Origin of the sequence: Paenarthrobacter sp. TAF1 (assembly GCF_052113825.1) — a bacterium.
GTDB lineage: Bacteria > Actinomycetota > Actinomycetes > Actinomycetales > Micrococcaceae > Arthrobacter > Arthrobacter nicotinovorans.
The window spans coordinates 1-12,930 of the sequence record NZ_JBFRDO010000028.1; the positions used below are offsets into that span (position 1 = coordinate 1).

Consider the following 12,930-nt stretch of genomic DNA (forward strand, 5'->3'; position numbering starts at 1 on the left):
CGGGACACCCCAGCCGCGGCAGCACTTCGTCCCGTGTCCTCACCCGCCAGCAAGTGCTCATACGCACACGCACGAACCGACCACGGCAACTTCTTGACCATGACACCCCTCCAACTACAGGGGTGTTGCACTAGCCACCTGAAGACGCCTGCCCGGCATTGTCATTAAGTGCCACCTCGGCGAGAGGAGAAGGGGTTTAGCGCAGGGACTTGTCGTCCGGATTGCGGGGAACCACGTAGGTACTCCCATCCGGACGGCGGAGGGTTTCCCACTGCTGGGTCTCCGCTTGGCGCTGGGCGAGCAGCTTCCGGTTGGCTTCCGTCATTTCGTGATCCAGGGAGCTGCTGTGTGCCGGACCAAAAATCACGCGAAACTTTCCGGTTGCGCGCATGAATTTCCGGGTGAAGGATTCCTTTGCCACGCGGATCGACTCCTCAGTGTTCGACGACTCTATACGTTCATAGTACGCTAATTATTAGTACACTAACTAATTGGTTCGGTGTAGCCTCGTCAGTGCAGCAAGCAGGAGGAAGCCATGACGACCATCAGCGATACCAGCCAGGAAACCGATGACCTCCTTCTGGAGCGCCAACTGTGCTTTGCCCTCACCGTAGCCTCGCGCAGCGTTGTGGGTGTCTACAAGCCCGTTCTTGAAAAGCTCGGCCTGACCCACCCCCAGTACTTGGTGATGTTGGCACTGTGGGAACGCAGCCCGAGGACGTTGAAGGACATCAGCGACAGCCTGCTCCACGATCCCGCCACCCTCTCCCCTTTGCTGAAACGCCTGGAAGAAGCACAGCTCATCACCCGCGAGCGCGTGCCCGGTAATGAGCGCGCACTGGCCATCACCCTCACTGACAAGGGAGCGGCCCTCCGCGCACAGGCCACGGCTGTGCCCGGCGAAATCCGCAATCGCCTGCACCTCAGCCGCGAAGAAGTAGCCGAACTCCACCAAGCGATGACCGGCCTGATTGCTGCCACTCAGCGCACCGCCGACGAGCCACGTAAAATGGAGGCAACCTAGGAGATCCCATGAGCATGCGAAGTGTCCGCCCGTTACTGGCAGTACTTGCTGTCGCAAGCCTCGCCGCATGCTCCGGTGCCCCCTCACCAGGTTCCTCAGGCAGCCCAACCCAGGCGCCGACGTCGGGCCCTTCAAGCAGCAGCACGGCACCCGGCAGCCCCTCCACCAGCAGCACCCCGACGGCGGGCGGCAGCCAATCGGCAACGGCCGGACGCGGCGACGCTGAACTGAGCATCACACTCCTGGAAACCCCCGAGGCCGCGCCCAAGACCTTCACCCTTGTCTGCACGGGCGGAACTCCCGCTGCGGAGAGCAACCACCCGTCGGCCGCCGAAGCATGCGCCGCGATCAAGAACAACCCCTCCATGCTCAGCCCGGCTCCGCCCCGGGCCGACCGGGCCTGCACCATGCAGTACGGCGGCCCCGCAACCGCCAAGGTGACCGGCGCCGTGGACGGCAAGGAAGTAGTCGCGGCCTTCAACCGCACCGACGGCTGCCAGATCGGTATGTGGGACGTCGCCAAGAGCGTCCTCGGATCAGATGGCGGTTTCTAGGCTGCGACACCTCCCCCAAGAGGAATGGCTTGGGCTGGAGGCTGCCCATCACACTCGGGTCGCACGCTATGCGGACCCGTACTTGGCCCGGCGTTCGGCCGGGAAGAAGCACCCCGTGGAGGACTTCCTCTTCACCTACTACACCCAGAAGCCGGGCCAGTTGCTTCGCTGGCACCCCGGGGATGCCGTAGTCCTCAGCGGTGAGCGGGCCTTGGAGCGCAGCGCGTGGAAGTTCTACAGGACACCCGACGACGGCGAACTCGCCTCGCTGGGGCTGCCCTCCGGTACACCGGCGGTCGCCTTTGACCGGGCCGGCTTCCTGGCCGACCGCGCCGAGGCCGTCCGCTTCGCGGGCATCATCCTCTCCGGGACCGCGAAACGTCCGGCCCAGTTCGGCTGCTTCGGCCTGCACGAGTGGGCCATGGTGTACCGGCAGGAAAAGTTCGAGCTGCGCCACGAATACCTCAAGCTCAGGTTGGGCGGCGAGGGTACTGACACCGTGGTGGAAGAGAACCGGATCCGCTGCTCCCACTTCGATGCCTTCCGCTTCTACACCCCCGACGCCTTGCCCCTTAATGAGCTCACGCCAACCCGCGAAAACCAGCGGACCATGGAGCAACCGGGCTGCCTGCACGCCAACATGGACCTGTACAAGTGGGCCTACAAACTGACGCCTGCGTTGCCAAGCGGGCTGGTGATGGACTGCTTTGAGTTGTCGTGGCGGATCCGGGCCATGGACATGCAGGCCTCTCCGTACGATCTCGAAGAATGGGGCTACCCGCCCATCAGGATTGAGACACCGCAGGGCAAGGCCGAGTACGTTGAATACCAGCGGGCTTTCGCAGCCGAATCCCAGGAGCTGCGGGCCCGCGTGCTTCAGGCCGTAAGCCCGCTCTTGGACGAGCTGAGCGGCGCGGCCGCCTGAGCACCCGACGCCACCAGCGAAAGGTCACCATGGTTTCCCCAAGCAACAGCGACACCACCGACGCAAACGCAAGCGAAAACGACGTCGACCTCACTGTCACGCTGACAGAGTCACCGGGCGCTGACAGCCGGGTGTTCCACCTCCGGTCGGCAGGGGGTGTCCTCTCCCCCGACCCGGACTCGGTCGACTCAAACCTGCCGGATGCGACGGCCGCGCTTGCCGCCGTCGAGCAGTTCGGGGAGGAGATCTTCTTCCCGCAGCCGCGGCCGGACCGGATCTGCACGCAACAGTACGGGGGCCCTCAGGTAGCCGAAGTCCGGGGATGGTTCCGTGGGCGTAAAGTCCATAGCCATTTCAGCAGGACGGATGGTTGCGAGATCGCCCGGTGGAAGACCATGGCGGCGTTGCTGGGCAATACCGGAGGCGCAACTTCCGGCTCATGACACGCAAATGGGCTGGGGACGCCCGGATTCGGATGTCCTCAGCCCATTTGCGTGTCCCGCAGAGTTTTAGCCGGCGTTGTTGCTCTGTGTCGGCTCATCGCCGCGGATCTTGCCCCGCGGCTTCTTGTCCTTCTTGTCCTTCTTGGGGTCTTCCTCATCCGGAACCACAACAGCTCCGCCGGGGTTGACCAGGACCGTGACGAAGCTCGGCTCGCTGGTTCCTGCGAAGGTCAGGCGGCCGATGTAGGAACCCGGTTCCAGGTTCTTCCAGTTCAGCGAAATCTGGCCCGTCTTGCCGTTGGCGAGTCGGATCGGATTCGGCGTCACGGTGGCGTTGCCCTGGTTGGCCCCCAGCACTGCAGCATCAACGGTTGCCTTGGTGGGCTGGTTGTTGGGGCTGGCGTAGAGGTTGGCGTAGACAAAGTAGTCGCCCGGGGCCGGGTTGGGAACGGACAGGGTTTCGCTGGCGGATGCCGTTGCGGCCGGCAGCTGCTGACCGGACGGAGTCAGGACCAGCATGTCGAAGTCGGCGGCCTCATTGGAGGAGATCACCGAGAACTTGGCCAGGGCACTGCCCTCACCAACGGTCACCTTCTTCACGAAGTTGGATGCGTTGGTTTGGCCGGCAAACGGGCCGGGAACCAGCTCGATAGCCGAAGAATCAGCCTTGGACAGGCCATCAATGGCCACACCCACCGGCAGGTTGGTGCCGGAGGTGATGTTGATGGTGCCCGAGCCGTTGGGGCCCGTGCCGGTGAAGGCCAGGGCCTTGTCCGCGATGACGGACTGCGGACGGACAGCGATCGGCGAGGTGACGGTCTTGTTGGCACCCTGCCAGTTGAGCGAACCCATGGCGAACTTGCCCAGTTCGGCGTTCTTGTTCTCAAACTGGACCTTGAAGGTCTTCTTTTCACCGGGCGCACCGAAGGTCAGCACGGACGGTGTCACCTTGACGTTGACGCCCGGAACGTTGGCCGTGGCCCGGTAGGTGCCCGGCGTCAGCGCAGTCAGCGTACGCGTGACTTCGATCTTGCCGGCCAGGTTGCCCAGCGCGAAGGAGGGAACGTTCATGTCGCGCGCGGCCGTGGTGCCGAGCCCTTCCATGCCCAGGTCCATCCCGGTGCCCTGGATGAACTTCAGGTAGTCCTCGGTGGTGGCGTCGTAGACCAGGCCAGGGTTGAGGACCTTTGCCGGGTCAACCTGTCCGGCGCCGGTGGCGAAGACGTCCTTGTTGACGGCGCCGTTGGCCAGCTTGACCGGACCAGCGGTGGTCATCATGGCGGACTTCACCGTAGCCGGAGACCACTGCGGGTTCTTGCCGAGGATCAATGCGCCGAAACCGGCCACGTGCGGTGAAGCCATGGACGTTCCGGACAGGAAGCCGAAGTTGTCGCCGCCGGTTCCGATCGGGGATACACCCGCGAGGATGGCGACACCGGGTGCCGAAACATCCGGCTTCAGCAGGTCCGAGTCAGTGGCAAGCAGCGGCCCGCGCGAGGAGAACCCGGCGATCTGCGGCTGTGCTTCGGCCGGCAGTCCCGTGGTGTCGCGGTTCAACAGGGACACAGTGATGGCCGGGTTCGCCGTGACCTTGTCCTTGATGGTCTGCGTGGCGGGCGGGTTCACGTGCACGGTGGGAATGACGTGCTTGTCAGTATCCAGCGACGAGTCCGTCAGGTTGACGAGGATCATGCCAACGCCACCGCCGCGCAGGACTTCAGCGCTCTTGGCGGTGCGGTCAACCACGCCACGGTCACAAACAACAACCTTGCCGGCAACCTTTGCCGGGTCCAGGGACCCGGGAGCACACAGCGCTGCGTTACCTTGGCCGCTTGCGGCGTTGGTGGACAGCACGACGCCGGCCCCGCTCACCTCGCGGTTCATGATGCTCGCTCCGCGGAACTTGCTGCCGTCGGAGAATTCAACTGTGCCCTGGAGTTCCTGGGAGAAGGACGTCGCAGCAACGGTGGTCAGCCAGGGAGCTCCGTGATTGACAGTGCTGGCGGTTGGTCCGGAGTTGCCGGCCGAGGTGGCGACGAAGATGCCGGCTGACGCTGCGGACAGGAATGCCAGCGACACCGGATCCGTGGTGGAAGTGGTGGAACCGGAAATGGAGTAGTTCAGTACGTCCACGCCGTCCAGGATGGCCTGCTCGATCGCATCCACGGAAGCGGAGCCGTAGCAGCCACCGGTGGCGGGATCGGTGTCTTCCCAGCAGACTTTGTAGATGGAGAGCTTGGCGGCCGGTGCAATGCCGCTGGTGGTTCCGAAGCTCCTGCCATCCACGACGGCGTCAACGTTGCCATTGCCTGCTGCCGTGCTGGCCGTGTGGGTGCCGTGGCTGTCCACGTCCACCGCTGAAATGACTTCTTCGGGAGCCCGGTTTTCCGGGGGAACTGTTTCAAGGAAGGCGTCTGCGAAGTAGTGGGTGCTGAGGACCTTGGAGTTGCAGGCGCTGCCGTCGTAGTCGGCGCCCGTCCCGGTGCCCGGCTGGCATTCGCCGACGAAAGTGTCGCCGTCGGCCTTGAGCATGGCGATCTTGCCGTCCGCAGTGCGGTAGGGAACGCCAACCTGGGGGTTGCCGACCAGCGGACCCACGGGCTCACCGGCGAAGAACGGGTTTGAAGGGGTGTAGCCGGTGTCGATGACGCCCACGACCGTGCCCTTGCCGGCATTCTCCTGCCCGCCATACTGGGTGGCCCAGGTGCCGTTGGGGCCGCTGAGCTTCAGGAAGTCGGTGGTGGAGTAGTCCGGAGCGTATTGCGTGTCCGGTGCGACCATCAGGACTTTGGGATCCTTGGCAAGGTTGATGGCCTGGTCCGCGGTCAGGTTGGCGCTGAAGCCGTTGACGGCGGTGGTGAACTCGCGCTTGATGGTGACGTTTTCCTGCCGGGCAACTTCCTGCTGCTTCTGCTGCAGGTGCTGCTGGTATTCCTTCACCTCGGCACTGTCGGCGTCGAGCTTTTTGCCTTCCTCCGGTTTGGTAGGCGCGAGCCCTGCCGTGCCGCCGTCGTAGGTTGCCGCAGGCTTTTCGGCAAGGACCACCATGTAGCGGCCGTCCTTGTAGGAACCGGGGTCAAGGTTCTTCTTGGCCACGCCTGCAACATTTCCGGGCGCCTCCGGGGCAGGGGCGGCCTGGGCCGGCATCGCCATGGACGAGAGCAGCAACGGCAGGCCGACGGCAAGCACCGCGGCCTTCCGGAGTCCCCCGCTTCTGACGAAGCTCTTTCCTTGTGATTTCACGAGTGGTTGCACCTTTCACTGAGGAGGCCCGGGCTCCATCGCCAAGGCCTGTCAACTTTCAGATGGTTGAACCTTTGACAGTTCTTGTCAAAGCCGCACAACCAGCCGAGTCATAGAGTATCTACTGAGAGCCGAATATGACATACAGCACATTTCAGCGAATTTGTCTTGTCACAATGGACGCGATTCGTCATGGAAAGCGCGACGGACCGCAGGGAACAACCCTGCGGTCCGTCGTGTGCAGCCAGCCGTAAACGACTAGCCCTTGGGTGTCACCTGGAGCCGGTCAAACGAAACCTGCACGCCATCCTTGTCCAGGACCACGACGTCGTCGCGGCCGTTCTTGACATCAGAAGGCAGGATGAACTCCACGGTGTTGTCGGTGGTGAGGAAGATCCAGCCGAGACGGTACATCGTCTTGTTGAGATAGACGTAGTACCACTGACCGTATTCAAGACCCTTGAGCTCTACCTTCTGTCCGGTCCGGTACTTGTCCGTCGTGCCCAGGTCAAAGGGCGGTGTCCGGCCATCGAAATCCTGGACTGTCAGCGCGGGCACGCTGTCCGGCTTGGCCGGCTGGACAGTCAGTACCAGCGGATCCGCTTCCGCAGCGGCAGCCACCTCCGTCGCACCATTGCGGGCCGTCGCCCCGAAACCCACTGCCGCAAGGCTTCCGGCGGCCACGTCCGCAGCTGTCAGGACATGCTCCCGGGTGGACGTCACCGTGGCGCCCTCAGCAAGCGCGGCTGCGGAAATACCGGCGTCGGGGGCCTCCAACCCGGTTACCGCAACATTGCCCGCGTTGCCCACCGTGTACGTGTAGGTCACGGGATCACCGGGGCTGGCGAAACGATCTCCGTCAGCGTCCCGCCATTCAGCGGAAACCGTTGCCGCAAGCTTCGGTTCGCGTACTTTGAGGTCCACCTCGCCGCCGTTCACCGTAATGGTCTTGGTGCTTTGGCCGGCAGCGCTGACCTCCCAGGTGGTGTCCGGGACGAAGAAGCCCTGCTCGGCTTCGGCGGCAGTCACCGTGTGCCGCGGGGTGGTGCACTCGTAACTCTGCCCCGCCGGCAACACGCTGTAACGGCAGTTCCCCGGACCCTCGGGAAGGAACGGGCTGAAGTTGCCGGCGGTGGGGACTGTTTTCTCCACCAACGGGCTCGTGTTCTTCACCGTGAACGTGTACGGGACCAGCTCACCTGCGGCGTAGGGCCGGGTTGCGAGGTCACGTCCGACGTCGGCACGCGCGCCGCTGATGTCGGCCGTCAGCAGACCGTCGCGCAACGCGACCGCAGCACCAGTGAACTGCACCGTTTTGCTGAGCGACGGCGTCGCGCTGGCAGTGATGGTGAAGCCCGCCTCCGGAAGGAAGTAGCCACGCTGGACGTCCGCAGCCGTGATCACATGCTTGGCAGTGGTGCAGTTGTACGCGGCGCCTGCGGCCAGGTTGTTGAACCGGCAGTTGGGAGCCGAGGGCGGCAGGAAGCCGGAGTCGAAGGTTCCCGAGACCGGTACGGAGTTGGCCGTGACGTTGGCCGTGCTCCTGACATTGAACGAGTAGCTGAGGACTTCGCCCACCTGGTAGGGGCTGGCCACGACATCGCGTGCGGGTGCAGAACCGGTGATGGTGAGGCCAACCTGGGGCGCCACCGGCACGGTGGCGTTGAAGGTGAACTGCGAAACCCGGCCATCCGCCGTCGTGAAGGCCGCGTTGAGGTTCTGCGGCCCGCTGGCGTTTGCCGGTGCGGTGAGGGCCACGTTGACGGTGACCGAGGCTCCCGGCGCGACATCGGGAACCGGCACTGTGGTGGCCGACCAGCCGCTGGGTGTGTAAACAGTGGCGTTGGCGCCAGTGAGCGTGGTGGCTTCCTGGTTTGTCACGGTTACCGGCACTTGCTGCGTAGCTCCGGGAGCAGCGGTGACGGCCGGCACGGACAACGGTGCGCAAACGTAGTTCAACCAGGCGTCGTCGAACTTGGCGAACGGCATGTTGTCCGTGTAGTTGCCCTCATAGAGCACGCCGAACTTGCCATCCTCCAGCCGGGTCACAGTTGAGTACGCGGAGAACCCGGAGCGGATGGTGCGGACGCCCGGCCACGTAGCCCCGTCGTCGCAGGAGACACGGGCGGAGACATTTTCGCGGCCGGTCTTGGAGTTGGCGTTGGTGAAGATGAGCTTCCTGGCATCGGCCGAGCCCTGCGCGGCGTTCGGGAACATGCGCGCGATGGCTCCGTTGTTGGCGGGATCCGGAAGCTCCGTGTCCTGCGTGACCGGACCGTACGTGGCGCCACCGTCAGTGGAAACGGCCACCTTGCGGTAGCCCTGGTTGGCGTTGTCCCGGGAATTCAGGAGGACACGGCCGTCGGAGAGTTCAACGGTCTTGTTTTCGTCCATCCGGTCACCGACGCTGGCACCCTTGTGCCAGGTGGCGCCGTGATCGTCCGAATAGACGCTGTAGGCCTGGATCTTGTTGGTGCCGTCGGCCTGGCGCACATCGCCGGCGTACTGCTGGATGAGCCGGCCCTTGTATTGGCCGTACTTGAGCTGGATGCCTTCGCCGGAGGAGGCAAAGTTCGAGCGGACGTCCCCGGCCGCCGGGCTGGTCTTGCTGGTCCCGGGCTTGGTCACGTTGGTGATGAGCCGGGGCTGGCTCCAGGTGATTCCACCGTCGGAGGACTCGATGACTGCCGAGGAGATCACTGCCCTGTCGGCGTCGTCGTTGCCGAACTGGCTGCCGCCGAAGCCTTGGTCCTTGGAGTAGACGAAGAAAGCGAAGACCTTGCCTGCTTCCGCGTCGTAGATGTAGGAGGGGTCGCTGTAACCGTATTTGGGTCCGCCGGCGTCAGCCACGTGACCCGCAGCGATGACCTGCACCGGCCCCCAGGTCTGGCCGCCATCAGTGCTGCGGCGCTGGACTATCGAGTTGGGGTTGGGCGCGTCGGCCGCTGAGCCGGGACGTCCGTCCCAGGCTGCCAACACCACATTGTTGCCCAGGTAGGTCAGGGCGGGGATCCGGTAGAAGAAGTTGGCAGCCGTGCGGTCAGCGGCGATGTTGGCCTCGGTGAAGGTGCCGGGGGATGCAGAGGGGTTGCTGGGCGGGATGGGGGCGGCGGTGGCCGGAAGGCCGAGCCCGGCCAGCAGGCCCAGGCTTAGGGTGCCGGCAGCCGCGACGCGGGCGAGCGATGGTGCAGGGGGTATGGATTTCAAATCCAGTGTCCTTTCGAATCGGCTCCGGGTTGGCACTTCACGCGTGGTTGGTTCAGGGATTTGCGTGTAGTGCTACCTCGTGATGGGCGTTCGTGTTACGTGCTACGTCGAACGTCCTACAACCATAGAGTGCTGGCCGTCACATTGCCAGAGATGGAGCAGGAGCAGATGCACGGCGGGATAAAGCGGTAGCCTCGAGTGCAAACTGCCCGACGCCCGTAAACCTTGGAGTTGCCGTGAAAATCCTCGTCCCGGACACCATCGAACTGGACCTTTCCGATCCCGCGACCTCCGGGGACGAGATCGTGGTCTACGCAGTGGACAAGCCCATCCCCGGCGAGCACCGCGACGCAGAGGTTCTGGTGGCATGGCGGAACACCTCGGAGAACCTCGCCGATGCCGCCAAGGAAATGACCTCACTCAAGCTGGTCCAGACGCTCGCAGCCGGACCCGACTCCGTACTCGCCGCTGGATTCGGGGACACCACAGCCATCACGTCCGGACGCTCACTCCACGACGGCCCGGTCGCTGAACACGCGCTGGCGCTGGTCCTGGCTGCCGTGCGGCGCCTGGATGTCCTCCTGGAATCGCAAAAAGCCGCTACCTGGAACCAGCCGTACAACGCCGAGCAGTCCAACCCCGGCACCGAACAGCTCTACACGCTCGACGGCGCCAAGGTCACCATTTGGGGGTTCGGTTCCATCGCGGGGCGGCTTGCTCCCCTGCTGGCCGCGCTGGGCGCGGAGGTCACCGGCGTCGCAAGTTCCGCCGGCGAGCGCTATGGCTTCCCAGTGGTGGCCGCGGATGGGTTCCCGGAGGTCCTGGGCACCACGGACGTGCTGATTTCAATATTGCCCGCGACCCCGGAAACCGCCGACGCCCTCAATGACGAGGTCCTGCGTCATTTGCCGGCGACCGCTGTGTTCGTCAACGTGGGCCGCGGCGCGACGGTGGATGAGGACGCGCTGCTGGCAGCGCTGAAGGGGGGCCGCCTGCGTGCAGCAGCACTGGATGTGACCAAGGTGGAACCACTGCCGGCCTATTCGGAATTGTGGTCGGCTCCCAACCTGATCATCACGCCCCACGTCGCGGGCAACCGCCCCAAGGGTTCGGCGAAGCTGGTCCTGGCCAACATTTCCGCCCTCAAGGAAGGCAAGCCGCTCACCAATCAAGTGGCGGGCTGAACGAATCTCCACTTACTTGCGAAATTCCTTGCGCGGAAATAGTAAGCATGCTTATGTTAGGTGGGTCCGGGGTGGCCAGCAGAGGGTTCCCATCCCACGCATAGCATGAGGCAACGTGAGGAAACGCATGTACCTGCACACCCAACTCCTCATCAATGAAATCGCTGCCGACGAGCCTGATCCCGCTGCAGCCAACGCCCTCCAGGAAGGCCTGGGCGGACAGTTCGGCGAAATGCGGACCATGATGCAGTACCTCTTCCAAAGCATGAACTTCCGCGGCGATCCAGCCTCCAAGCCCTACAAGGACCTCCTCCAGGGCATCGGTACCGAAGAGATCAGCCACGTGGAACTCATCGGAACCACCATTTCCCAACTCCTTGATGGGTCACCCCGCTACCAGGGCAAGAAGTCGGATCCGGTGGACGAGCCAGGCGCCGGCGGTGCCACTCCCCTGAAGATCGCCCTGGACACCAGCAATATCCACCACTACCTGGTGGGCGCCCAGGGTGCGTTGCCCGTGGATGCGGCAGGCAACCCTTGGAGCGGTTCCTACGTCTACAACAGCGGGAACCTCGTCCTGGACCTGCTCTACAACCTGATGCTCGAATCCACGGGGCGGCTCCAGAAATGCCGCATCTACGAGATGACGGAAAACAAGACGGCACGCTCCACCATCGCCTACCTGATTGTCCGCGACCAGGCCCACGAGAATGCTTACGCAAAGGCCCTGGAAAGCCTGGGCGTGAACTGGGGCAAGGTCCTCCCGATCCCCAAGACCAACGCCGAGCAGTTCCCGGAAGTGAAGAAGCTCCTGGACCTGGGACTCCAGAGCGTTCAGTACACCTTCAGCGCTGACAACCTCAGCGAAGCAGGCAAGCTCTACCGTGGGGCGTCACCGTCCAACGACGGCACCGAACTGAGCACCGAGCAGATGCCGGACGGTTTCCCCATGACCATGTCGGCGGAACGCAAGGAAGAGTTTGCGCCCGGACTCGATCCTGAACTCCTGGCCTTGATCCAGGCAACGGCCGAGCAGGAGACGAAGGACGCCGACAGCCCCAAGGAAGCCGCGGCAACCCCGGCCAAATCCAAGACGGCCAAGAAGTAGCCTGACAGCAAGAAAGTGGGCCCAACCTCGCAGGAGGTGGGCCCACTTTTCGCTTAGTCAGCAATCAGGCGTGCTCGTAGGTAAGGCAATCGGCGGCTTCGCGGCCGGGTCCGACCTTGACGTCGTGGGCCTCGCACATGAGGTTGTTGTTGTGGACGCACTCGGACCGCTGGCAGGCGCCGACGTGGGCCAGGACCTTGGGCAGGCCGCCCATGGCATTGGTGTCAATGAAAGTTGCGCAGGAAGCGTGGTCCTGGGTTCCGCCGATGGTGATTCCAAAAGCGGTGCAGCCATCGTGGTTGAATCCGCAGCTGCCAACGCTACAGGCGGATACTTCTGCAATGTGATCGGTCATTGGTCCTCCTGGTTATCTTTGTTTTACCAGGGGGGTGAACCCCCGCGTGTATCTCCAAAGTACGCCGGAATCACGCCGTTTAACCCCTTTGAATAGCGCATTTGTACGTGCGCTAATGTCAGGTTCCCTACCGGGGTCCGCGCAGGGCGTCGCTGATTTTCGCCCGGGTCTCCGCGTCCAAGGGAGCTGTCACCCTGTGGTCGCGGGCAGCTTTGTCAGCCCTGATCTTTTGGATGACCATGCGGCCCAAACCTGCAAAAACGGCTGCGGCCACAACACCCAGCACCATCGATTTCGGTTTTTCAGCCATGCGGCAATCCTAGTGACGCCGGGCCGCGGCGGCCAGCGCCGACAGGCGCTCGTACCTGCCGCCGTCGGACGTTCCCTTGGCACGATTTCCGCCGTGACGGCGGGGTGTCCTCGCAGAATCGGGCTGAATAGGGTATGTGCGCCGCTCCCGGTAGAATGGTTGTGCAAGCTCGCGGAGCGCCCCCATGCCGTTCAAACAATGCAGTTCACAACCGTGTTTAACCCTGTGTCCATAACGCTGTTTGAATGCGGCTGAACGGCGTGAGACGGCATCTCCGCGGCAGCCTTATTTAAGGTTCACCCAACTCACGCACAGGAGTTACCGGATGCCCCGGATCGTCGTTGACGTCATGCCCAAGCCCGAGATTCTGGACCCCCAGGGGAAGGCCATCGTGGGTGCACTGCCCCGCCTCGGCTTCAACAGCTTCAGCGCAGTCCGCCAGGGCAAGCGCTTTGAACTGACTGTCGACGGCGAGGTGACCGACGCTATCCTGGCCCAGGCCCGCGAAGCTGCCGAGACCCTCCTGTCCAACCCGGTGATCGAGGACGTCGTCAACGTCGAGGTCGTCGAGGCCTGA

The 12,930-nt window shown here is 63.7% G+C and carries 12 protein-coding genes; 7 read left to right on the forward strand and 5 right to left on the reverse strand.

Features of this window, described 5'->3' with window-relative positions:
- Nucleotides 1-196 precede the first annotated feature (196 nt).
- Nucleotides 197-421, reverse strand: a complete 225-nt coding sequence (locus tag AB4Y81_RS20340; RefSeq protein ID WP_018779981.1) for a hypothetical protein — start codon at nucleotides 419-421, stop codon at nucleotides 197-199.
- A gap of 114 nt (nucleotides 422-535) precedes the next feature.
- On the opposite strand from AB4Y81_RS20340, the gene AB4Y81_RS20345 reads away from it, so the two are divergent.
- From AB4Y81_RS20345 to AB4Y81_RS20360, 4 genes are read left to right on the forward strand one after another with little or no spacing between them, the layout of a single operon-like run.
- Nucleotides 536-1,024: a MarR family winged helix-turn-helix transcriptional regulator gene (locus AB4Y81_RS20345; protein WP_018779982.1), complete on the forward strand. Its 489-nt coding sequence runs from the start codon at nucleotides 536-538 to the stop codon at nucleotides 1,022-1,024.
- Between the two features lie 8 nt (nucleotides 1,025-1,032).
- Nucleotides 1,033-1,578 carry an SSI family serine proteinase inhibitor gene (locus AB4Y81_RS20350; protein WP_354628484.1) on the forward strand — a complete coding sequence of 182 codons (546 nt, stop codon included), beginning with the start codon at nucleotides 1,033-1,035 and terminating at the stop codon, nucleotides 1,576-1,578.
- Nucleotides 1,565-2,503, forward strand: coding sequence for a 3-methyladenine DNA glycosylase (locus tag AB4Y81_RS20355; RefSeq protein WP_441996743.1), 939 nt, complete (start codon nucleotides 1,565-1,567; stop codon nucleotides 2,501-2,503). The genes AB4Y81_RS20350 and AB4Y81_RS20355 overlap by 14 nt, the downstream gene beginning before the upstream one ends.
- A 29-nt stretch (nucleotides 2,504-2,532) precedes the next feature.
- On the forward strand, nucleotides 2,533-2,946 hold the full coding sequence (locus AB4Y81_RS20360; RefSeq protein ID WP_018779985.1) for a hypothetical protein: 414 nt from the start codon (nucleotides 2,533-2,535) through the stop codon (nucleotides 2,944-2,946).
- A 66-nt stretch (nucleotides 2,947-3,012) separates the two neighbouring features.
- Here AB4Y81_RS20360 and AB4Y81_RS20365 read toward each other — a convergent pair whose 3' ends face one another.
- A complete protein-coding gene (locus tag AB4Y81_RS20365) occupies nucleotides 3,013-6,189 on the reverse strand; it encodes a S8 family serine peptidase (protein WP_441996745.1) in 3,177 nt (1,058 codons plus the stop codon).
- A gap of 258 nt (nucleotides 6,190-6,447) precedes the next feature.
- Nucleotides 6,448-9,396 carry an exo-alpha-sialidase gene (locus AB4Y81_RS20370; RefSeq protein WP_441996747.1) on the reverse strand — a complete coding sequence of 983 codons (2,949 nt, stop codon included), beginning with the start codon at nucleotides 9,394-9,396 and terminating at the stop codon, nucleotides 6,448-6,450.
- A 236-nt stretch (nucleotides 9,397-9,632) separates the two neighbouring features.
- Here AB4Y81_RS20370 and AB4Y81_RS20375 point away from each other — a divergent pair, with 236 nt between their 5' ends.
- Nucleotides 9,633-10,580, forward strand: a complete 948-nt coding sequence (locus tag AB4Y81_RS20375) for a phosphoglycerate dehydrogenase (RefSeq protein ID WP_441996749.1) — start codon at nucleotides 9,633-9,635, stop codon at nucleotides 10,578-10,580.
- 127 nt (nucleotides 10,581-10,707) lie between these two features.
- A complete protein-coding gene (locus tag AB4Y81_RS20380; protein ID WP_441996750.1) occupies nucleotides 10,708-11,688 on the forward strand; it encodes a manganese catalase family protein in 981 nt (326 codons plus the stop codon).
- Between the two features lie 64 nt (nucleotides 11,689-11,752).
- Here AB4Y81_RS20380 and AB4Y81_RS20385 read toward each other — a convergent pair whose 3' ends face one another.
- Together AB4Y81_RS20385 and AB4Y81_RS20390 are read right to left on the reverse strand one after the other, a co-directional pair.
- Nucleotides 11,753-12,043 carry a DUF1540 domain-containing protein gene (locus AB4Y81_RS20385; RefSeq protein WP_018779990.1) on the reverse strand — a complete coding sequence of 97 codons (291 nt, stop codon included), beginning with the start codon at nucleotides 12,041-12,043 and terminating at the stop codon, nucleotides 11,753-11,755.
- Nucleotides 12,044-12,170: 127 nt separating this feature from the next.
- On the reverse strand, nucleotides 12,171-12,353 hold the full coding sequence (locus AB4Y81_RS20390) for a hypothetical protein (RefSeq protein WP_018779991.1): 183 nt from the start codon (nucleotides 12,351-12,353) through the stop codon (nucleotides 12,171-12,173).
- Nucleotides 12,354-12,678: 325 nt separating this feature from the next.
- On the opposite strand from AB4Y81_RS20390, the gene purS reads away from it, so the two are divergent.
- A complete protein-coding gene (gene purS / locus AB4Y81_RS20395; RefSeq protein WP_011773385.1) occupies nucleotides 12,679-12,930 on the forward strand; it encodes a phosphoribosylformylglycinamidine synthase subunit PurS in 252 nt (83 codons plus the stop codon).

Bases quoted from the DNA above. Each gene is read 5' to 3' on its own strand.
- AB4Y81_RS20385 (WP_018779990.1), bottom strand. From the start codon at position 12,043: ATGACCGATCACATTGCAGAAGTATCCGCCTGTAGCGTTGGCAGCTGC.
- purS (WP_011773385.1), top strand. From the start codon at position 12,679: ATGCCCCGGATCGTCGTTGACGTCATGCCCAAGCCCGAGATTCTGGAC.
- AB4Y81_RS20350 (WP_354628484.1), top strand. From the start codon at position 1,033: ATGAGCATGCGAAGTGTCCGCCCGTTACTGGCAGTACTTGCTGTCGCA.
- AB4Y81_RS20390 (WP_018779991.1), bottom strand. From the start codon at position 12,353: ATGGCTGAAAAACCGAAATCGATGGTGCTGGGTGTTGTGGCCGCAGCC.
- AB4Y81_RS20355 (WP_441996743.1), top strand. From the start codon at position 1,565: ATGGCGGTTTCTAGGCTGCGACACCTCCCCCAAGAGGAATGGCTTGGG.
- AB4Y81_RS20380 (WP_441996750.1), top strand. From the start codon at position 10,708: ATGTACCTGCACACCCAACTCCTCATCAATGAAATCGCTGCCGACGAG.
- AB4Y81_RS20360 (WP_018779985.1), top strand. From the start codon at position 2,533: ATGGTTTCCCCAAGCAACAGCGACACCACCGACGCAAACGCAAGCGAA.
- AB4Y81_RS20345 (WP_018779982.1), top strand. From the start codon at position 536: ATGACGACCATCAGCGATACCAGCCAGGAAACCGATGACCTCCTTCTG.